Source organism: Vibrio tasmaniensis (assembly GCF_024347635.1).
Lineage (GTDB): Bacteria > Pseudomonadota > Gammaproteobacteria > Enterobacterales > Vibrionaceae > Vibrio > Vibrio tasmaniensis.
Genome location: NZ_AP025510.1, coordinates 2,790,923 through 2,810,295, shown reverse-complemented (window position 1 = coordinate 2,810,295; position 19,373 = coordinate 2,790,923). Strand labels below are relative to the sequence as shown.

14 protein-coding genes and 1 tRNA gene are annotated in these 19,373 nt (G+C 44.2%); 7 read left to right on the top strand and 8 right to left on the bottom strand.

Annotation, left to right across the window (positions count from 1 at the left end; translation table 11 throughout):
* The first annotated feature begins 85 nt into the window (after positions 1 to 85).
* The 3 genes from OCV44_RS12515 to ilvN all read left to right on the top strand — a co-directional run bounded on the left by OCV44_RS12515 (position 86) and on the right by ilvN (position 4,608).
* On the top strand, positions 86 to 1,894 hold the full coding sequence (locus OCV44_RS12515; protein ID WP_139683798.1) for an AMP-dependent synthetase/ligase: 1,809 nt from the start codon (positions 86 to 88) through the stop codon (positions 1,892 to 1,894).
* A gap of 460 nt (positions 1,895 to 2,354) precedes the next feature.
* Complete coding sequence (locus tag OCV44_RS12510) at positions 2,355 to 4,112, top strand: acetolactate synthase 3 large subunit (RefSeq protein WP_139683799.1); 1,758 nt, start codon at positions 2,355 to 2,357, stop codon at positions 4,110 to 4,112.
* A gap of 1 nt (position 4,113) precedes the next feature.
* Positions 4,114 to 4,608, top strand: coding sequence for an acetolactate synthase small subunit (gene ilvN / locus OCV44_RS12505; RefSeq protein ID WP_004735875.1), 495 nt, complete (start codon positions 4,114 to 4,116; stop codon positions 4,606 to 4,608).
* 747 nt (positions 4,609 to 5,355) lie between these two features.
* Here ilvN and OCV44_RS12500 read toward each other — a convergent pair.
* Positions 5,356 to 5,979 (bottom strand): GntR family transcriptional regulator, encoded by a 624-nt coding sequence (locus tag OCV44_RS12500; RefSeq protein WP_246091695.1) that lies wholly within the window; start codon positions 5,977 to 5,979, stop codon positions 5,356 to 5,358.
* A gap of 224 nt (positions 5,980 to 6,203) precedes the next feature.
* Positions 6,204 to 7,616 carry a pyruvate kinase PykF gene (gene pykF, locus OCV44_RS12495; RefSeq protein ID WP_017073073.1) on the bottom strand — a complete coding sequence of 471 codons (1,413 nt, stop codon included), beginning with the start codon at positions 7,614 to 7,616 and terminating at the stop codon, positions 6,204 to 6,206.
* A 429-nt stretch (positions 7,617 to 8,045) separates the two neighbouring features.
* Here pykF and OCV44_RS12490 point away from each other — a divergent pair, with 429 nt between their 5' ends.
* Together OCV44_RS12490 and glmS are read left to right on the top strand one after the other, a co-directional pair.
* Entirely contained in the window at positions 8,046 to 8,816 is a 771-nt protein-coding gene (locus OCV44_RS12490; RefSeq protein WP_139683801.1) for a DeoR/GlpR family DNA-binding transcription regulator, read from the top strand.
* Positions 8,817 to 8,923: 107 nt separating this feature from the next.
* The gene (gene glmS / locus OCV44_RS12485) at positions 8,924 to 10,756 is read left to right on the top strand and encodes a glutamine--fructose-6-phosphate transaminase (isomerizing) (RefSeq protein ID WP_139683802.1); all 1,833 of its coding nucleotides are present in this window, start codon (positions 8,924 to 8,926) and stop codon (positions 10,754 to 10,756) included.
* Positions 10,757 to 10,854: 98 nt separating this feature from the next.
* Here glmS and OCV44_RS12480 read toward each other — a convergent pair whose 3' ends face one another.
* The 6 genes from OCV44_RS12480 to rpsU all read right to left on the bottom strand — a co-directional run bounded on the left by OCV44_RS12480 (position 10,855) and on the right by rpsU (position 17,065).
* The gene (locus OCV44_RS12480) at positions 10,855 to 12,123 is read right to left on the bottom strand and encodes an O-acetylhomoserine aminocarboxypropyltransferase/cysteine synthase family protein (RefSeq protein WP_139683803.1); all 1,269 of its coding nucleotides are present in this window, start codon (positions 12,121 to 12,123) and stop codon (positions 10,855 to 10,857) included.
* 203 nt (positions 12,124 to 12,326) lie between these two features.
* A tRNA-Ile gene (locus OCV44_RS12475) sits at positions 12,327 to 12,402 on the bottom strand.
* Between the two features lie 163 nt (positions 12,403 to 12,565).
* Positions 12,566 to 14,410 (bottom strand): RNA polymerase sigma factor RpoD, encoded by a 1,845-nt coding sequence (gene rpoD, locus OCV44_RS12470; RefSeq protein ID WP_009847799.1) that lies wholly within the window; start codon positions 14,408 to 14,410, stop codon positions 12,566 to 12,568.
* A gap of 99 nt (positions 14,411 to 14,509) precedes the next feature.
* Positions 14,510 to 16,261: a DNA primase gene (gene dnaG / locus OCV44_RS12465; RefSeq protein WP_017102947.1), complete on the bottom strand. Its 1,752-nt coding sequence runs from the start codon at positions 16,259 to 16,261 to the stop codon at positions 14,510 to 14,512.
* 119 nt (positions 16,262 to 16,380) lie between these two features.
* A complete protein-coding gene (locus OCV44_RS12460) occupies positions 16,381 to 16,824 on the bottom strand; it encodes a GatB/YqeY domain-containing protein (RefSeq protein ID WP_017106852.1) in 444 nt (147 codons plus the stop codon).
* 25 nt (positions 16,825 to 16,849) lie between these two features.
* Positions 16,850 to 17,065: a 30S ribosomal protein S21 gene (rpsU, locus tag OCV44_RS12455; RefSeq protein WP_004396009.1), complete on the bottom strand. Its 216-nt coding sequence runs from the start codon at positions 17,063 to 17,065 to the stop codon at positions 16,850 to 16,852.
* 258 nt (positions 17,066 to 17,323) lie between these two features.
* On the opposite strand from rpsU, the gene tsaD reads away from it, so the two are divergent.
* Both tsaD and OCV44_RS12445 read left to right on the top strand, forming a co-directional pair.
* Entirely contained in the window at positions 17,324 to 18,340 is a 1,017-nt protein-coding gene (gene tsaD / locus OCV44_RS12450; RefSeq protein WP_010434613.1) for a tRNA (adenosine(37)-N6)-threonylcarbamoyltransferase complex transferase subunit TsaD, read from the top strand.
* Between the two features lie 155 nt (positions 18,341 to 18,495).
* A complete protein-coding gene (locus tag OCV44_RS12445; RefSeq protein ID WP_139683804.1) occupies positions 18,496 to 19,311 on the top strand; it encodes an alpha/beta fold hydrolase in 816 nt (271 codons plus the stop codon).
* The last annotated feature ends 62 nt before the right edge of the window (positions 19,312 to 19,373 follow it).

Genomic DNA, 19,373 nt, shown 5'->3' with positions numbered 1-19,373 from the left:
TGAGCTTCATCAGTTGCCTTTTCCATGATCAGAGGTACACTTGTGCGCTCAAAAAAGCTTACAGGTGTAAGCCAAAGGTAAAGAGATGGCCAATTTAGATTTTCATATCGTAAAAAGACTTCGTGACCAAATTGCCCAAGGCGGCAACCGTACAGCTTTGAAGCACAAAGTAGGCAATGTATGGCAAGGTATTAGCTGGCAGCAGTTTGGACAACAAATCGATACGCTTTCATTAGCGCTATTGGCTCAAGGGTTGAGAGTTCAAGATAAGATCGGTATCTTCTCGAACAATATGCCTCAATGGACCGTAGCAGATTTTGCATCTTTGCAAGCTCGTCTTGTTACTGTACCGATTTATCCAACGAACACAGCAGCGCAGTCTTCTTACATTATCCAAAATGCAGATGTGAAGATCTTATTTGTTGGTGAGCAACCTCAGTTTGATGCCGCTGTTAACATCTTCGAAGAGTGTGAGCAGCTTGAAATCATCGTCGCTATGTCTGATGACATCGATCTGCAAGGACACAGCTTTGCTGTATCTTGGAAAGAGTTCATGGCTCGTGGTGTTGAAGAGCAGCAAGCTGAACTTGATGTTCGTCTAGCCGAAGCATGTATGGACGACTTACTGACCCTTATCTATACCTCTGGTACTACAGGTCAGCCTAAAGGTGTAATGCTTGATTACACGAACGTTGGCTATCAACTAAAAGGCCATGATGAGCGCCTAAGCTTAAGCAAAGACGACGTCTCATTGTGTTTCTTACCTCTATCACATGTATTTGAGCGCGCTTGGACTTTCTATGTCCTCTATAAAGGCGCAACCAACTGCTATCTGCAAGACACCATGCAAGTTCGTGACGCACTGAGTGATGTTAAACCAACGGTTATGTCTGCTGTTCCTCGCTTCTACGAGAAGATTTTCTCAGCGATTCACGAGAAAGTATCGAAAGCACCGTTTATTCGTAAAGTACTTTTTACTTGGGCTGTGAACATGGGCGCGAAGCTTTCTGTTTGTCATCAAGAAGGTCGTACACCATCATTTATGCTGAAGAAGAGCCATGCGCTTGCCGACAAGCTTGTGCTCTCTAAACTGCGAGCTCTGCTAGGCGGTAACATCAACTTCATGCCATGTGGTGGCGCGAAGCTTGATGAAACCATTGGTCGCTTTTTCCATGCTATTGGTATCAATGTAAAACTGGGCTACGGCATGACAGAAACTACGGCAACAGTATCGTGTTGGGATGACCGTTGTTTTAACCCTGACTCGATCGGTATGTCGATGCCGGGTGCTGAAGTGAAAATTGGCGCTAAGGATGAGATTCTTGTTCGTGGCTCAATGGTGATGCGTGGCTACTACAAGATGCCTGAAGAGACAGCTAAGACATTTGACGAGCATGGTTTCCTAAAAACCGGTGATGCGGGTCATTTTGATGAAAATGGTAATCTGTTCATTACTGATCGCATCAAAGAATTAATGAAGACCTCTGGCGGTAAGTACATTGCACCGCAAGTGGTTGAAGGCGCAATTGGTAAAGATCACTTTATCGAGCAGATTGCTGTTATCGCTGATACGCGCAAATTCGTTTCTGCACTGATTGTTCCTTGCTATGACTCGCTAGAAGAGTATGCCAAAGAGCTCAATATCAAGTATCACGACCGTGTTGAGCTTGTTAAAAATCACCAAATAGTAGAGATGCTAGAGAAACGTGTGAATGACTTACAACAAGAGCTAGCGAAGTTTGAACAAGTGAAGAAGTTCAAGTTGCTGCCAAAAGCGTTTTCTATGGATGATGGTGAGCTAACACCAACCCAGAAATTGCGTCGTAAGGTTATTAACGATAAGTATCAAGACGAAATCGAAGAAATGTACAACGAAAAGCCTAAAGATAAGTAGTTTTCTGTTTAGATAAATTTTCAGTTGTTTAAAAATCCCCCTACGAATGTGATTGCATTTTTAGGGGGATTTTTTGTATCTAATGAAACAGCACAATGTGCGAAAGCGCACACCAGCAAGCTCGTTTTTTATCGATGAATAGTGATCCATTGAAATATTAAGTGCTTTTTTTTGTTTGATAGGTAGTGTTTAAACCTAGCCTTGTCGGTTGGTTTGGGTTTTATTTGATGCTTTGAGCTAATAGTTGGTTTTTTGGCACAGTTACCGAATAACAGGTGTTAGACCAGATGATAATAAAGCGTTAAAGTTGTTTCGTATTACTGTTTGTTGTTATCACTACAGACAGCCATAGCCGAAAAAGTGGAAGTATTTCGAATTAGGCTACGAATAAGCCCTAGACTATGAAAAACCAGCCCAACATGTTCACCAAATGTGATTGGAAACTGGTGAGGAGAGCAATATGACAACAAAACCTGAAACAGCCATGTCATCCGGCGCTGAAATGTTATCCGGCGCTGAGATGGTGGTGCAGTCTCTAATTGAAGAGGGTGTAGAACAAATCTTTGGTTACCCAGGTGGTTCTGTACTTGATATCTACGATGCGCTGCATGCTAAAACTGCGGAAATTAAACACGTATTAGTACGACACGAACAAGCCGCTACCCACATGGCAGATGGCTATACTCGTTCTACCGGCAAGCCGGGTGTAGTACTTGTGTGTTCTGGTCCAGGTGCGACCAATACCGTTACTGGTATTGCAACAGCCTACATGGACTCAATCCCAATGATTGTTATTTCTGGTAACGTACCAAATAACCTTATTGGTAACGACGCCTTCCAAGAGTGTGACATCGTTGGTGTATCACGCCCGATCGTTAAACACAGCTTCCTCGTTAAGAAAGCGGAAGATATCCCTGAAGTCGTTAAAAAAGCATTCTATATTTCAACGACAGGACGTCCAGGTCCTGTGGTTATTGATCTGCCAAAAGACATCTTAAACCCACAAATCAAGCTTCCTTATGAATACCCAGAAACGATCAAAATGCGTTCATATAACCCAACGGTTACGGGTCATAAAGGTCAGATAAAAAAGGCGCTAAAAGCCCTTCTTGAAGCGAAGAAACCGGTACTTTATGTCGGTGGTGGTGCGGTTATTTCTGAGGCAGATAAGCCGCTGTTAAAATTAGCAGAGGCACTGAATTTACCCGTGGTAAGCACCCTAATGGGGCTTGGCGCTTTCCCTGGTACTCATAAGAACTCTTTGGGTATGTTGGGCATGCATGGTTTGTATGAAGCCAATATGGCGATGCACAATGCGGACTTGATCTTTGGTATTGGCGTACGCTTCGATGATCGAACGACCAATAACCTAGATAAGTACTGCCCTGATGCGAAGATCATGCACATTGATATCGATCCATCTTCGATCTCTAAGAACGTAAAAGTGGATCTACCGATTGTAGGTTCAGCGGAAAAAGTTCTAGAGAGCATGGTGAACTTGCTCGTTGAGCAAGGTGGAACTAACGATGCAGAAGCGATGGAAAGCTGGTGGAGTGAAATTAAACAGTGGCAAGAACGTGACTGCCTAGCGTATGACAAAACGTCTGGCCGTATTAAGCCACAACAAGTTATTGAAACATTGCATAAAGTAACCAATGGTGATGCCTATGTTGCTTCTGATGTCGGTCAACACCAAATGTTTGCTGCTTTGTACTACCCGTTTGACAAGCCACGCCGTTGGATTAACTCTGGTGGTCTAGGTACGATGGGCTTTGGCCTACCTGCTGGCATGGGCGTTAAGTTTGCGAAACCTGATGAAGAAGTTGTGATTGTTACTGGTGATGGCAGTATTCAAATGAATATCCAAGAGCTATCGACTGCGCTGCAATACAATATTCCAGTTAAGATTATTAACCTTAACAACCGTTTCTTAGGCATGGTAAAACAGTGGCAAGACATTGTTTATCAAGGTCGTTACTCTAATTCATATATGGACTCTGTTCCTGATTTTGCTGCTATCGCTGAGGCTTATGGCCACGTTGGCATGCGTATTTCATCTCCGGATGAACTGGAATCAGGTTTGGAAAAAGCACTAGCGATGAAAGACCGTTTGGTATTTGTCGATATCAGTGTGGATGACACCGAGCACGTATACCCAATGCAGATCAAAGGCGAGGGTATGGATAACATGTGGCTAAGCAAAACGGAGAGAACATAATATGAGACACATCCTTTCACTATTAATGGAAAACCAACCAGGTGCACTTTCTCGAGTGGTTGGCTTGTTTTCTCAGCGTGGCTACAACATTGAGTCTTTGAATGTATCTCCTACAGATGATCCAACGCTGTCTCGTCTGAATGTCACTACTAACTCAAGCGAAATGCAACTTGAGCAGATTCAGAAGCAGTTACACAAATTGATCGACGTACTTAAGGTTCAAGAAGTGTCTGAACTTGAGCATATCGAGCGTGAACTTCTGATGGTAAAAGTACGCGCTAGCGGGTTTGCTCGTGCAGAAGTGAAGCGTACTGCGGATATTTTCCGTGGTCAGATCGTTGATGTGACGGCTTCGCAATACACAGTGCAAATGGCGGGTACTAGCGAGAAGCTTGATGCTTTCATTCAGGCTTTGTCTGAAGTGACGGAAGTTCTTGAAGTGGCTCGAAGTGGTGTTGTTGGTATTGCTCGTGGTGAACGGGCGTTGAAAGCCTAGCGAAGAAACATTGAAAGCTGCTTTTAAGTTAACACAGCTCATTTAATCGTTAGAGAGCGAAAGCAATTTTATTAATACGAACGGCCCTTCATTTGGGCCGTTTTGCTTTCTGGAAGTATGCATCGCTTGTCCACACTTTCTTATTGCCATTCATTTCTTTGTAACCCTCCCTTAGGGCGCTATTGCGCTTTTTATAGAGTGCTCTGTTATTTACTGTGCTTGATTCCCCTCATGGTGTACATCCGTATTTATTGTAAATCTCATTTTTGAGAGACTTAAATCACAAAGTTTATATGACTAGCTAAAGTCTAATGCTCGCGGTTATTTGAGCTAAACTGAACAATAATCAAACAGTCTTGCTTCGGCGCATCTCATGGTAAAAGATGCAATTAATAGAGTGTTTGCTAGATGTAAAGGATGGCACCGTTAACTTAATTCAACGGGTTATTAACCCTATCAAAGGCTTGAAAGGGATGAGTTAATTAGGTTATCTGAAGCAAGGGTTTAGGGATCATACAGTCTGATTGAAAAGAGGCGTGGTATGTTTGTCGATTTTTTAGTGAGGTTAACCATAGGAACGTTAGTCATTCTTGGCTTTCAGCTGAGTGCACTGTATTTTTTACCTATGGTTGTGCTGCTCAATACTCATCACAAAGAGTTTTTCGGGTGGTAGTTCAGTCGTAATTCTGGAAATAAAAAACGGAGCTATTAGGCTCCGTTTTTATGTGGTTAGAATCTATCTTGGCATTATGCGGCTTCGATAACTTCTTCAATTCGTTTCATTGAACTTAACAGGTGTTGATCCAATAGTTCTGTCGCTTGATCGACATTTTTAGCAAGCACCAGCTTCATGATCATTTCATGCTCATCAATATTGAACAGATCATCAGACGCGCTTTTTGCTGACATAGCTAGGAAGCGGTAGCGTTTTACTTGATTGATAAGATCATCAAAGAACTTAAACATGTTCTCTGAATCTGCGCCTTCAAGTAAAGCGGCATGGAACTGCTGGTGACGCTCTTCCCACTCAATACAATCAAACTCTTCTGATACATATTGTATGCGTGATAGCTTGTGGTAAGAGGTTAATACTTCAAGCTCCCAGCTTTCATCACCTGCTGAAATCGCCTTTTTAAGCAGTACAGAAGAGACAACACGAAGGCTTTCATATAGGTCGTTGAGTTCTTTCTTCGATACAGGAGATACCCAGCAGCCTTTTTGTGGCTCTAGCTTTACGTATTTACTCCAAGATAATTGCACTAAGGCTTCGCGAATTGGAGATGCACCCACGTTGTATCGTGCTTTAAGATCAGCTACAACGAGTTTTTGGCCTGGGGTTAACTCACCATTAAGGATATCTTGGCGAATCATCTTTGATACTTTGTCAGTAAGCGTAGGACTAGACATTACAAACCTCATGTATATTCGATTTCTAGTCTGCTAATCCGTTTCTTAATAAGAGTTGATTGGGGTTTAACAGTACGTAGTTCTAATGAGGTTGATAATACAGCGTACTGAAAAGTTAGGCAAGATTTTGTTTCATAAAAAAAGAGGGCCGAAGCCCTCTTTTATATATTATGTGAATCGGTTCATTCTTATAGAACGTGAACAGATGCTGTGTTTGTAGTACCAGAAGCTACTAGAGCACCAGAAACCATAACTACGATGTCGCCTTTGTTACCTAGGCCAGATTGTAGAGCGATTTCTTTACCGTTGATGTAGAACGTGTCTGTGTTCTCGATAGAGTCAACAAGAACTGGTTTAACACCTTTAGTAAGAACTAGCTGTGCAGCTGTCTTTTCGTTAGTTGTTAAAGCAAGGATGTTTGCAGTTGGGAAGTACTTACGTACTGAACGTGCAGACTTACCGCCTTCAGTTGCAACAACGATTAGAGGAGCCGCTAGCTTCTCTGCTGTGTCTACAGCGCCTTTACATACTGCTTCAGTGATGCGTAGACGTGGGCTGTCTAGACGAGAACCTAGCTCAGCTTTAAGAGCTGAATCAGTGCGGTTCGCGATTTGAGCCATGATAGTAACAGCTTCAACTGGGTACTTACCTTTAGCCGTTTCACCAGAAAGCATTACTGCATCAGTACCATCCATGATTGCGTTCGCAACGTCACCCGCTTCAGCACGAGTTGGACGTGGGTTGCTGATCATAGAGTCAAGCATTTGAGTTGCAGTGATAACCATCTTACGTGCGCGGTTACACTTCTCGATCATCATCTTCTGAGCGAAGATTACTTCTTCAGCTGGGATTTCAACACCTAGGTCACCACGAGCAACCATGATGCCGTCAGAAGCTTCAAGGATTGAATCGAAGTTATCTACACCTTCTTGGTTTTCAATCTTAGAAATGATGTGGATGTTTTCGCCACCGTTAGCGTTTAGAAGCTCACGGATTTCTTTAACATCGTCTTCTTTACGGATGAAAGAAGCTGCAACGAAATCAACGCCTTGCTCACAACCAAACTTAAGGTCAGCTTTGTCTTTCTCAGAAAGAGCAGGAAGTTGAACAGAAACGCCAGGAAGGTTAACACCTTTGTTTTCGCCTAGAGCACCGTTGTTAAGAACTTTACACTTAACTTCAGTTTCTGTTGTTGCGATAACTTCCATTTCGATTAGGCCGTCATCAACAAGGATAGTGTTACCTGCTGATAGGTCTTTAGCGAAACCTAGGTAAGTTACAGCTACTACGTCTTTGTTACCAACAACTGTTGCGTCAGTTGTGAAAGTGAACTCTTGACCAGCTACTAGATCTACGTCGTTACCATCTTCAAGTTTGATAGTACGGATTTCTGGACCTTTAGTATCTAGAAGGATCGCAAGTTGCTCACCATTGTTTTCCATTACTTTACGGAAGTTCGCGATACGAGTGCCGTGCTCTGCGAAATCACCGTGAGAGAAGTTAAGACGCATAACGTTCATGCCAGCATCTACTAGTTCAGTTAGCTTCTCTACAGATTCAGTTTTAGGGCCAATCGTACATACGATTTTGGTCTTTTTCATGGAAGGTACTCTCCGGTAAGTATTGTTACAATTTGAAATTTATTTAAGTTCTGAAGATTGGTCCGCTACATCAACATTTTGTGCCTGTTGTGTAAAAGCGCGGGATTTCCAATATGTCCTTCAGAGTTGTAAGTCTTTCATCAATTTTAGTCATTTTATGACCAAAAGATTTTGATTCAATATCGGTTTTCTGTGACTCACCCCACTATATAGGCGGTAAGTTGCAAAAAAATAACAGTCAGTTTTGTAATTTTTTTTCTTTTCGGGTGCGGATTCTACCACCTAATGACTTCAATATCACTGCTTAACAATTGTCTTAGGACAAGGTTTCATCGCTATTTATTAATTTTTTGGATCAAAATAAATGGACTAAATAGTTTCGTTGTAACTATAATATGTTTCAAATCGAAACTTTATGGCCTTTTTTAAATGTCAAAACGAAACACTCAGCTCAGAAGACATGCAATTTCTAACCTAGTGAATGAAAAAGGGGAGGTTAGTGTTGATGAATTATCCGCTAAGTTCGAAACCTCAGAGGTCACGATTAGAAAGGACTTGGCGTCTTTAGAGAAAAACGGTCAGCTTTTGCGCCGTTATGGTGGTGCGATTTCGTTACCTAAAGAGGTTGTCAACGAAGAACTGGGTCCACAAGTTTCGACTCGAAAGGTTTCATTAGCGAAAGCCGCTGCAGATTTAATTCGCGACCATAATCGCATTGTGATCGATAGCGGTAGCACGACAGGGGCGCTAATTCAGCAGCTCAATAGTAAGCGTGGTTTGGTTGTTATGACCAACTCATTGCACGTTGCTAATGCACTTAATGAGTTGGAAAGCGAACCCACACTGCTAATGACCGGCGGCACTTGGGATACCCATTCGGATTCTTTTCAAGGCAAAGTCGCAGAGTCAGTACTTCGTGCTTACGATTTTGATCAACTATTTATCGGGGCTGATGGTATCGACCTTGATAGAGGAACAACCACGTTCAATGAATTGGTTGGCTTAAGCAAAGTAATGGCTGAAGTGTCACGAGAAGTGATCGTGATGGTTGAGTCGGAAAAAGTGGGACGAAAGATCCCGAACTTAGAGCTGGCATGGGAACACATTGACATCTTAATTACCGATACAGACTTAGGCGAAGAATCCAAAGCAAGTATCGAATCACATGATGTTCGAGTGATCCTGACTGATCCAGCGTAAAAACAAATTTAAGTATTATGCATTTACCTTCCTATAATTGATCTTAATAAAGATCTGGCCTTTGCTTGCTGCCAATAGGAATAAAACGAAATTGATGGAGTAAAACTATGTGTGGAATTGTTGGTGCAGTAGCACAGCGTGATGTAGCCGAAATTTTAGTAGAAGGCCTTCGCCGCCTAGAATACCGAGGCTACGATTCAGCGGGTGTCGCTGTCGTTGATAGTGAGTCTAACCTAACTCGTGTACGCCGCCTTGGTAAAGTCCAAGAGCTAGCAGACGCAGTTGATCAACAATATGTCATTGGCGGTACAGGTATCGCTCATACACGTTGGGCTACACACGGTGAGCCTTCTGAAGCAAACGCACACCCACACATGTCTGGCGATATTGCCGTTGTACACAATGGCATTATCGAAAACCACGAAGCACTGCGCGCTCTGCTGCAAGAGCGTGGCTACGTGTTTACTTCACAAACAGATACCGAAGTTATTGCTCACTTAGTTGAGTGGGAACTTCGCACCTCAGCTTCTTTGGTTGAAGCGCTACAGAAAACAGCAAAACAACTAGACGGTGCATACGGCACAGTGGCGGTTGATCGTAAAGATCCTAGCCGTATTGTTGTGGCTCGCTCTGGTAGCCCGATTGTTATCGGTTTTGGTGTCGGTGAGAACTTCCTAGCTTCTGACCAACTAGCGCTATTAAGCGTAACTCGTCGTTTCATGTACCTAGAAGAAGGTGATGTTGCTGAGGTTACTCGTCGTGATGTAACGGTATTTGATGTAGCGGGCGAGCGTGTTGAGCGTGACATCGTTGAGTCAAACGCAGAGCACGATGCCGGTGATAAAGGCCAATACCGTCACTTCATGCAGAAAGAAATCTTTGAGCAGCCAACAGCATTAATCAACACGATGGAAGGTCGTATCTCTGACACTTCTGTAATCACTAATGCAATCGGTGTTAAGGCTGAAGAGATCCTAAGCAAGGTTGAACACGTGCAGATCATCGCATGTGGTACGTCTTACAACTCAGGCATGGCAGCTCGTTACTGGTTTGAATCTCTATCAGGCGTAAGCTGTGATGTAGAGATTGCTTCTGAATTCCGTTACCGTGATTTCGTTGTTCGCCCGAACAGCCTATTGGTGACTCTGTCTCAATCTGGTGAAACGGCTGATACGCTTGCTGCACTTCGTCTTGCAAAAGAAAAAGGTTACATGTCAGCAATGACAATCTGTAACGTAGCGGGTTCTTCGCTGGTTCGTGAATCTGATTTTGCCTTCATGACTCGCGCAGGAACTGAAATCGGTGTTGCTTCTACCAAAGCTTTTACAACTCAACTAGCTGCAATGCTGATGATGGTAACGTCAATTGGTCGTCTACAAGGTCGTATCAATGAAGAGAAAGAAGCAGAGATCGTTCAAGCACTGCATCAACTGCCTGCTGATATCGAGAAAGCATTAGCGTTTGATAAAGAGATCGAAGCGCTAGCACCTGATTTTGCAGATAAGCACCACACACTGTTCTTGGGTCGTGGTGAGTTCTACCCAATCGCAATGGAAGCGTCTCTTAAACTGAAAGAGATCTCTTACATCCACGCAGAAGCATACGCGGCTGGTGAGCTTAAGCACGGTCCTTTGGCTCTTATCGATGCAGATATGCCTGTTGTGGTTATTGCACCAAGCAACGACTTGTTAGAAAAGCTGAAATCAAACGTTGAAGAAGTACGTGCTCGTGGCGGTCTACTTTACGTATTCGCAGATGAAGATGCAGGCTTTGAAAGCGATGAGAACATGAAGATCATCAAGATGCCTCACGTAAGTGAAGTAACAGCACCTATCTACTACACAGTACCGATGCAGCTGTTGTCTTACCACGTAGCGCTAATCAAGGGTACCGACGTTGACCAACCTCGTAACCTTGCGAAAGCGGTAACGGTTGAATAATCGCTAGCCTATCTAAGAAAATTAGATAATAAGAAGCCCATCCTGTGATGGGCTTTTTTGTGTCTGTTAGTTAACTATCAGAGCTAGCGGTAGCGTTATTAAGCGCTAAGTGCTTGCTCTAGGTCAGCCAAGATATCGTCAATGTGCTCAATACCTACTGAGAGGCGAATCATCTCTGGTGATACACCTGCTTGTTTTTGTTCCGCTTCGCTTAATTGACGGTGTGTTGTAGAAGCCGGGTGACAAGCGAGAGATTTTGCATCGCCGATGTTCACCAAGCGTTTGAAGATTTGCAGCGCATCATAGAAACGAACACCGGCCTCATAACCATCTTTCAAGCCAAAAGATAAAATGGCAGACGGCTTACCTTGCATGTATTTCTCAGCCAACGGATAGAACTCAGACGTAGGTAAACCAGCGTAGCTCACCCAACTCACTTTCTCATGTTGCTGAAGGTACTCAGCTACTTTTAATGCGTTCTCTGTGTGTCGCTCCATACGTAGCGACAACGTCTCTAAGCCTTGCATTAACATGAAGGCATTCATTGGCGATAAAGCTGCTCCTGTATTACGTAGTGGAACGGTTCGAGCGCGACCAATAAATGCAGCATCACCAAAAGCTTCGGTATAAACAACACCATGATATGAAGGCTCTGGTTGGTTAAACACGGGGAAGCGATTTTTGTGCTCTGCCCATGGGAATTTGCCTGAATCGACAATAACACCACCCAACGTCGTTCCGTGACCACCAACGTATTTGGTTAGCGAGTGCACCACAATATCGGCACCAAAATCGATAGGTTTACACAACACTGGTGTCGCCACCGTGTTATCGACAATCACAGGTACACCTTGTGCGTGAGCAAGCTCAGCAACACGTTCTAAGTCGATAATATTGCCTGCTGGGTTACCGATACTTTCACAATAAACCGCCTTGGTCTTTTCATCGATCAGTGCCGCTAAGCTTTCTGGTTTATCGTCTTTAGCAAAGCGAACTTCGATCCCTTGGTTTGGTAGCATATGAGCAAATAGGGTGTAAGTACCGCCGTAAAGCTGAGGTGTTGAAACGATGTTGTCACCGATTTGTGCCAACGTTTGAATCGCGTAGTTGATCGCCGCGCTGCCCGCACTCACCACTAAGCCTGCAATGCCACCCTCTAAGGCCGCCATGCGCTTTTCTAGTACATCATTGGTTGGGTTCATTATGCGAGTGTAGATATTACCGGGTACCGCAAGGTTGAACAGGTCGGCACCGTGTTGTGCGTCATCGAATTCATAAGCAACGGTTTGGTAAATAGGTGTGGCAACCGATTTGGTTGTTGGATCAGTGTCGTAGCCGAAGTGAATCGATAGCGTTTCGTCTTTCATGAGTCTTCCCTGAACTATTGAATTATTTGCGTACTCTCATATTGCCGATTTTTTCATAAAAGAAAAGTATATTTAGTCACAGAGAGGAAACTGGAATTGGGTGTGGGACGATTCGCTATTTGTAGGAAATATAGCTGTTGAGTTGTACAGCTTCAGAAAAGCAAAAAGCCAGAGCAGCGTGAACTGTTCTGGCTTTTCTAATTTGGTGGCCCCTCCCAGATTTGAACTGGGGACCGAACGATTATGAGTCGTGCGCTCTAACCACTGAGCTAAGGGGCCGTAGGGCATAGATTATAGGGGAAGCATTCAGTGGTGTCTAGATACTATGAGGGGCAATTCCGCTTACATCTTAGCCACTTAAATCATACAGGCACAAAAAAGGTGAGCCAACGCTCACCTTTTCTATTTTATGCTTAAAAGCTAACCACACTAAAGCGTGTGATTACTCGTCTAGGAAGCTACGCAGAGTTTCTGAGCGGCTTGGGTGACGAAGTTTACGCAGTGCTTTTGCTTCGATCTGACGGATACGCTCACGAGTAACGTCGAACTGCTTACCCACTTCTTCTAGAGTGTGGTCAGTGTTCATATCGATACCAAAACGCATACGCAGTACTTTCGCTTCACGAGGAGTTAGGCCTGCAAGAACGTCTTTAGTTGCACCGCGTAGGCTGGTTGCCGTTGCAGAATCTAAAGGCAGTTCTAGCGTTGTATCCTCGATGAAATCACCTAGGTGCGAATCTTCGTCGTCACCGATTGGTGTCTCCATTGAGATAGGCTCTTTAGCGATTTTTAGTACTTTACGGATCTTGTCTTCAGGCATTTGCATGCGCTCAGCCAACTCTTCCGGAAGCGGTTCACGACCCATCTCTTGTAGCATTTGACGAGAGATACGGTTTAGTTTGTTGATCGTTTCGATCATGTGAACCGGAATACGGATAGTACGAGCTTGGTCGGCAATCGAACGAGTGATTGCTTGACGGATCCACCACGTAGCGTAAGTAGAGAACTTGTAACCACGACGGTATTCAAACTTATCTACTGCTTTCATCAGACCGATGTTACCTTCTTGGATTAGATCCAGGAATTGTAGACCACGGTTTGTGTACTTCTTAGCAATCGAGATTACTAGACGTAAGTTCGCTTCAACCATCTCTTTCTTCGCACGACGAGCTTTCGCTTCACCGATAGACATACGACGGCTGATATCTTTGATGCTTTGAACAGTAAGAGACGTTTCACGTTCGATGATATCCAGCTTTTGGATAGAGCGACGGATGTCGTGTTCGTTACGTTTGATCTTTTCAGCGTATGGTTTGTCTGAAGCAAGAACTTCGTCCAACCATGCTTCGCTAGATTCATTGCCAGTAAATAGAGCAATGAAAGATTTCTTCGGCATTTTGCCGTACTCAACCGTTTGACGCATGATTAGGCGTTCTTGAGTACGTACGCGATCCATCGAAGTACGCAGTTCGTTTACTAGGTAATCAAACTGTTTTGGCGTTAGACGGAACTCTTTGAATACGTCTTGCATCATTGTCGTTGCAAGTGTCGCTTTCGGGCTTTCGTGGCCGTATTCATTGATTGCTAGTTGACGGTTTTGGTAGCTAGTGCGAAGTGCTGTGAACTTCTCAAGAGCAAGCTCAGGATCAATACCTGTATCTTCCTCTTCTTCTTCCTCGTCGTCTTCTGCTTCTTCTTTGTCTTCGTCTTCTAGATCAGTTTTAGCAAGTTCTGAACCGATGTGAGTCGCCGTTGGCGCAGCTGTGCCATCGTCGTCTGGGTCAACAAAGCCATTGATTAGGTCTGTTAAACGAATCTCTTCAGCGAGTACGCGGTCAAACTGTTCCAAGATGTATGGAATTGTACCTGGGTATTCAGCAACAGATAGTTGAACGGTATTGATACCATCTTCAATGCGTTTCGCAATGTCGATCTCGCCTTCACGAGTCAGTAGCTCAACCGTGCCCATTTCACGCATGTACATGCGAACTGGGTCAGTAGTACGGCCAATCTCGCTTTCTACGCTTGAAAGCGCAGCAGCAGCAGCTTCAGCTGCATCTTCATCTATATTGGCATCGTCATCATTAAGAGCTAGATCATCAGCGTCAGGTGCAGTTTCTACTACCTTGATACCCATGTCGTTGATCATTTGAATGATGTCTTCTACCTGTTCAGAATCCACGATTTCTGCAGGTAGGTGGTCGTTTACTTCGGCGTAGGTCAGATAGCCTTGTTCCTTGCCTTTAATAACAAGTAATTTAAGCTGTGACTGCGGATTTTGATCCATAGATGATATCCAACTTCAGGTCTGGTGAAGGACGTTGCATTCTCAAATGCAAACCAATTATGTTAACAAATTTATTAAATGCTGACTAATCAAACAGGGTTACGCTTTTAGATCTAGCATTAAAGCTAGTAGCTCCCTTTTTTCTTCGGCTGATAAACCGACGCTTCTTGCTTTGGCCTGCAGGTTTTCAATTTGTTTTTCAACGCACTGGGCAAGTATGTTGTCCAGTGAGTCTAAAAATATGTCTTCTTGATTGTCTTCGTCGAGGGGGATTTCCCAGCTCGCGAGACGAGACAGAAGAGCCTCATGTTTATTGTGTCGCCAATGCTCTAATAATTGGCCTGTGTTGATATGGGGATGCGCGTGGCATTTATCAAGTACTTCGACGAATAAACTTAGTCCAGGCAACTGTAAGCCTTTGACACTTGATAAATCCGGTACCATATCAGCATAGCTCGGATTTTGGATAAGCAAAGCGATAACTTCTCGCATTGGAGTGCGTTTCAGTTCTTTATGCGGCTGAGGTGTCGGGTTCTTAGTATGAACACGAGCTCGTCTCAGTTGGTTATCAAAACCAGTACGCTCATCCAATAATTTTTCGAGCAGTTCTTGGAAGTAACTGTCAGGGATTTTGTTAATCAAGGCGCTTGCGTGTGCTCGCAGTGCCGACTTCCCTTCCGTTGTTCCCAAGTTCAACTTGTGTATCTCAATAAGATTATCGAACAAGTAAGTAGAAAGCGGTGTCGCATTCTGTACCAGTTGTTCGAAGGCCTCTTGGCCATTCTCTCTTATATAGCTATCTGGGTCTTCGCCGTCGGGTAAAAATAGAAACTTGAGCGTGTTACCTGTTTTCAGGTATTCAAGCGCATTTTCGAGTGCGCGCCACGCGGCTTCTTTACCTGCTCGGTCACCATCGTAACAACAAACCACTGTGCTGGTTTGGCGGAACAACATTTGAACGTGGTCACCGGTTGTCGAGGTGCCCAATGATGCCACTGAGTAATCAACACCGTACTGCGCCAATGCCACGACATCCATGTAACCTTCAACCACAAGTATTTGCGGCGGTTCACGGTAGGCTTGCAGCACTTCATAAAGGCCGTAAAGCTCTTTACCTTTATGGAAGATAGGCGTTTCTGGTGAGTTCAGGTATTTCGGTGTACCGTCTTCTAAGACACGACCACCAAAACCAATCACTCGACCACGACGATCGCGAATCGGGAACATGACACGTCCACGGAATCGGTCGTATCGGTTGCCTTTATCGTTTTCTATCAACATGCCGCCAGTAACGAGCATGTCTTGGGCTTCTTTTTGTTGCCCAAAATTCTTACGAACCAAGTCCCATTCATCAGCGACGTAGCCAATGCCAAACTTCTGTACGATTTCACCAGACAGTCCACGATTCTTTAGGTAATCAATTGCAGGCTTGTTAGCTGAGATTTTTAGTTGAGAGCGGTAAAAATTACTGATGCCGCCCATCAAATCGTAGAGGTTACGTTTTTGTTCGCTGTTGGCTCTTGGTGCCGTGGATATTTCACCACTGCGCTGTTCTCTAGGAACATCAAGGCCTAAAAATGAGGCAAGCTCTTCAATGGCTTCAACAAAGTCGAGACGTTCGAACTCCATAATGAAGTCGATGGCATTGCCATGCACGCCACAACCAAAGCAGTGATAAAACTGTTTTTCTTGGCTTACGCTAAAAGAAGGGGTCTTCTCGTTGTGAAATGGACAACAAGCACCATAGTTTTTGCCTTTTTTCTTAAGTTTCACACGTGCGTCCACAATATCGACAATGTCGAGACGCGCTAGGAGATCATCGATGAAACTACGCGGGATGTGTCCTGCCATAAAACCTTAGAAAAATGCACTAACTTAGAGTGTGGATAATAATAGTTTGAATAGGTTACAGATACAAACAAGCCGTGCGTTCCGAAGGATTGCACGGCTTGTTGCAATTTGATTTGGGATTAAGCGAGTTTAGAACGAACTAAACCACTAACTTTTCCCATATCTGCACGCCCTTGAATTTGTGGTTTCAAGATAGCCATTACTTTACCCATGTCTTGCATGCCCGCTGGTTGAGCTTCCGCGATTGCGCTATCAAGTAGTGCAACAACTTCTTCTTCAGTTAACGGTTGAGGCATAAAGCCTTCAAGTACAGTAATTTCTGCTTTTTCCACGTCAGCAAGATCTTGACGATTTGCTGATTCATATTGAGCAACAGAATCGCGACGTTGCTTAACCATTTTAACTAATATAGCAATTATGTCGTCGTCGTTCAGAGTGATCCGTTCGTCAACTTCACGTTGCTTAATTGCTGAAAGAGCTAAGCGGATAGTGCCAAGGCGCGGTTTGTCCTTGGCTTTCATCGCTAATTTTTGCTCTTCTTTGAGTTGTTCAATAAGAGCCATAACTCAGTCCTTATGGATTAAGTTATTAGTACAGGCGAACGCGACGTGCGTTTTCGCGAGCTAGCTTCTTAGCGTGACGCTTTTGAGCTGCTGCTTTAGCGCGTTTGCGAACTGTAGTTGGCTTTTCGTAATGCTCACGACGACGCACTTCAGAAAGGATACCTGCTTTTTCACAAGAGCGCTTGAAACGACGTAGTGCAACGTCGAACGGTTCGTTTTCACGTACTTTAACTATTGGCATATGCCTTTCACCTCAGGGGTTATTCATTATCGCTGGTCACTCAGTACCAAATCAGAGAAGTTACCCATCGAGCTAACTCTCTATTCGCGTTTGGCCATTAACCAGCTTGATCAAAAATGGTGCGGAATTTTAATCCGATCACAGTGGCTTTGTAAAGCACTTTGTCGATTATAGTCTGTACAATATTTGTTTGAAGAGCTTAGGCAGGGTAATATTGCGCTAATTTCCCATTTTAGACGAAAGCGTGCCGAGAAAATTATGCGCATTATTGGTATTGAAACCTCTTGTGATGAGACAGGAATTGCGATTTATGATGATGAGCAAGGCCTGCTTTCTCATCAATTATACAGCCAAGTGAAGCTGCACGCCGATTATGGTGGTGTGGTTCCTGAGTTGGCATCGCGTGACCACGTAAAAAAGACCATCCCACTGATTAAAGCGGCATTGGCTGAAGCGAATCTAACGTCAAAAGACATTGATGGTGTGGCTTACACTGCAGGACCCGGCTTAGTCGGCGCTCTGCTGGTTGGTGCAACCATTGGTCGCAGTATCGCTTATGCTTGGGGTGTACCAGCTGTACCTGTTCACCACATGGAAGGTCACCTTCTTGCTCCTATGCTAGAAGATAACCCGCCACCATTCCCATTTGTTGCTCTGCTGGTTTCTGGCGGACATACCATGATGGTCGAAGTGAAAGGCATCGGTGAGTATCGAATCCTTGGTGAGTCGATTGATGATGCTGCCGGCGAAGCGTTTGATAAAACCGCGAAGTTGATGGGTTTAGATTACCCTGGTGGTCCATTGCTTTCTCGTTTAGCAGAAAAAGGCACACCAGGTCGTTTTAAGTTCCCGCGTCCAATGACCGATCGTCCAGGACTCGATATGAGCTTTTCTGGTCTAAAAACATTTGCTGCGAACACCATTCGTGCGAATGACAACGACGATCAGACACGTGCTGATATCGCTTACGCTTTCCAAGAAGCTGTTTGTGCGACCTTGGTAATTAAATGTAAGCGTGCCTTGGCGGAAACAGGCATGAAACGTATAGTGATTGCTGGCGGTGTGAGTGCCAATAAACAGCTGCGTATTGAGCTTGAAGCGCTGGCGAAGAAAATCGGTGGTGAGGTTTACTACCCACGAACTGAGTTCTGTACTGATAACGGTGCGATGATTGCTTACGCTGGTATGCAACGCCTTAAAAATGGTGAAACGGCTGACTTGTCTGTTCATGCCACGCCGCGTTGGCCAATTGACCAGCTTGAGCCAATTGCTTAACTAGTCGCACCGCTCAACGAGAAACAGTCGTTCAACAAAAGCTAAGCGTAGAATAAACCAGTGTGTTTCGATTAACGGTCGCCTCTTGCGGCCGTTTTTATATATCGCCGTTTCATAAGCTCAACAATATTCGTAGATAGAGATTAGGGAAGAAAATGAACAAGTTCACAGTAGACAATCAATCGATGGCGTACTTAGATGAAGGTCAAGGCCCTGTTGTTGTATTAGGCCATAGCTACCTTTGGGACAGTGCAATGTGGCAGCCGCAGATCGATGCATTAAAAACTCAGTATCGCTGTATTGTTCCAGAGCTTTGGTCTCATGGTGAGTCACAAGCTGCACCAGCTTCGATGCGTAACTTGAAAGATTACGCTCAGCACGTTTTGGCTCTGCTTGATCATTTAGAAATCGAAGAATTCTCTGTGGTTGGCTTATCGGTTGGCGGTATGTGGGGAACAGAGTTGGCGGAGTTAGCTCCTGCACGAATCAAGTCTTTGGTACTGATGGATACCTTTGTTGGTTTAGAGCCAGAAGTTGCTCATGCTAAATACTTCAGCATGTTAGACACCATTACTCAAACCAAAATGGTTCCTCAGCCGATTGTAGAAGCGGTTGTTCCATTGTTCTTTGCTAATGATGCTCAAACTAACTCACCAGCTTTAGTGGAAGGTTTTACTCAGCATTTGTCTGAACTTCAGGGTGATGAAGCGGAAGAAGTGGCACGAATCGGCCGAATGGTGTTTGGACGTCGCGATATGATTGAAGCGGTAGAGAACTTTGCACTGCCAGTTTTGATTGCAGTAGGGCAAGAAGACAAGCCACGTCCGGCACTTGAATCATACCTAATGCATGATTGCATTACGGGCAGTGAGTTAGTGGTGATTCCTGGTGCTGGTCATATTAGCTCGTTAGAGCAACCAGAGTTTGTGAACACAATGCTGAAGACGTTTTTAGATAAACATCTGCTGTAAGCTCTTAAAGACTGAATAGTATTGATCGATTGAGACTTGTGTCGGTTTAAATTTATCTCGGT

What these genes read in the sequence shown, in the direction of transcription:
- dnaG (WP_017102947.1), bottom strand. Translation starts at nt 16,261, where the DNA reads ATGGCAGGACACATCCCGCGTAGTTTCATCGATGATCTCCTAGCGCGT.
- OCV44_RS12515 (WP_139683798.1), top strand. Translation starts at nt 86, where the DNA reads ATGGCCAATTTAGATTTTCATATCGTAAAAAGACTTCGTGACCAAATT.
- ilvN (WP_004735875.1), top strand. Translation starts at nt 4,114, where the DNA reads ATGAGACACATCCTTTCACTATTAATGGAAAACCAACCAGGTGCACTT.
- OCV44_RS12445 (WP_139683804.1), top strand. Translation starts at nt 18,496, where the DNA reads ATGAACAAGTTCACAGTAGACAATCAATCGATGGCGTACTTAGATGAA.
- OCV44_RS12490 (WP_139683801.1), top strand. Translation starts at nt 8,046, where the DNA reads ATGTCAAAACGAAACACTCAGCTCAGAAGACATGCAATTTCTAACCTA.
- rpsU (WP_004396009.1), bottom strand. Translation starts at nt 17,065, where the DNA reads ATGCCAATAGTTAAAGTACGTGAAAACGAACCGTTCGACGTTGCACTA.
- OCV44_RS12510 (WP_139683799.1), top strand. Translation starts at nt 2,355, where the DNA reads ATGACAACAAAACCTGAAACAGCCATGTCATCCGGCGCTGAAATGTTA.
- pykF (WP_017073073.1), bottom strand. Translation starts at nt 7,616, where the DNA reads ATGAAAAAGACCAAAATCGTATGTACGATTGGCCCTAAAACTGAATCT.
- OCV44_RS12500 (WP_246091695.1), bottom strand. Translation starts at nt 5,979, where the DNA reads ATGATTCGCCAAGATATCCTTAATGGTGAGTTAACCCCAGGCCAAAAA.
- rpoD (WP_009847799.1), bottom strand. Translation starts at nt 14,410, where the DNA reads ATGGATCAAAATCCGCAGTCACAGCTTAAATTACTTGTTATTAAAGGC.
- OCV44_RS12460 (WP_017106852.1), bottom strand. Translation starts at nt 16,824, where the DNA reads ATGGCTCTTATTGAACAACTCAAAGAAGAGCAAAAATTAGCGATGAAA.
- glmS (WP_139683802.1), top strand. Translation starts at nt 8,924, where the DNA reads ATGTGTGGAATTGTTGGTGCAGTAGCACAGCGTGATGTAGCCGAAATT.
- OCV44_RS12480 (WP_139683803.1), bottom strand. Translation starts at nt 12,123, where the DNA reads ATGAAAGACGAAACGCTATCGATTCACTTCGGCTACGACACTGATCCA.
- tsaD (WP_010434613.1), top strand. Translation starts at nt 17,324, where the DNA reads ATGCGCATTATTGGTATTGAAACCTCTTGTGATGAGACAGGAATTGCG.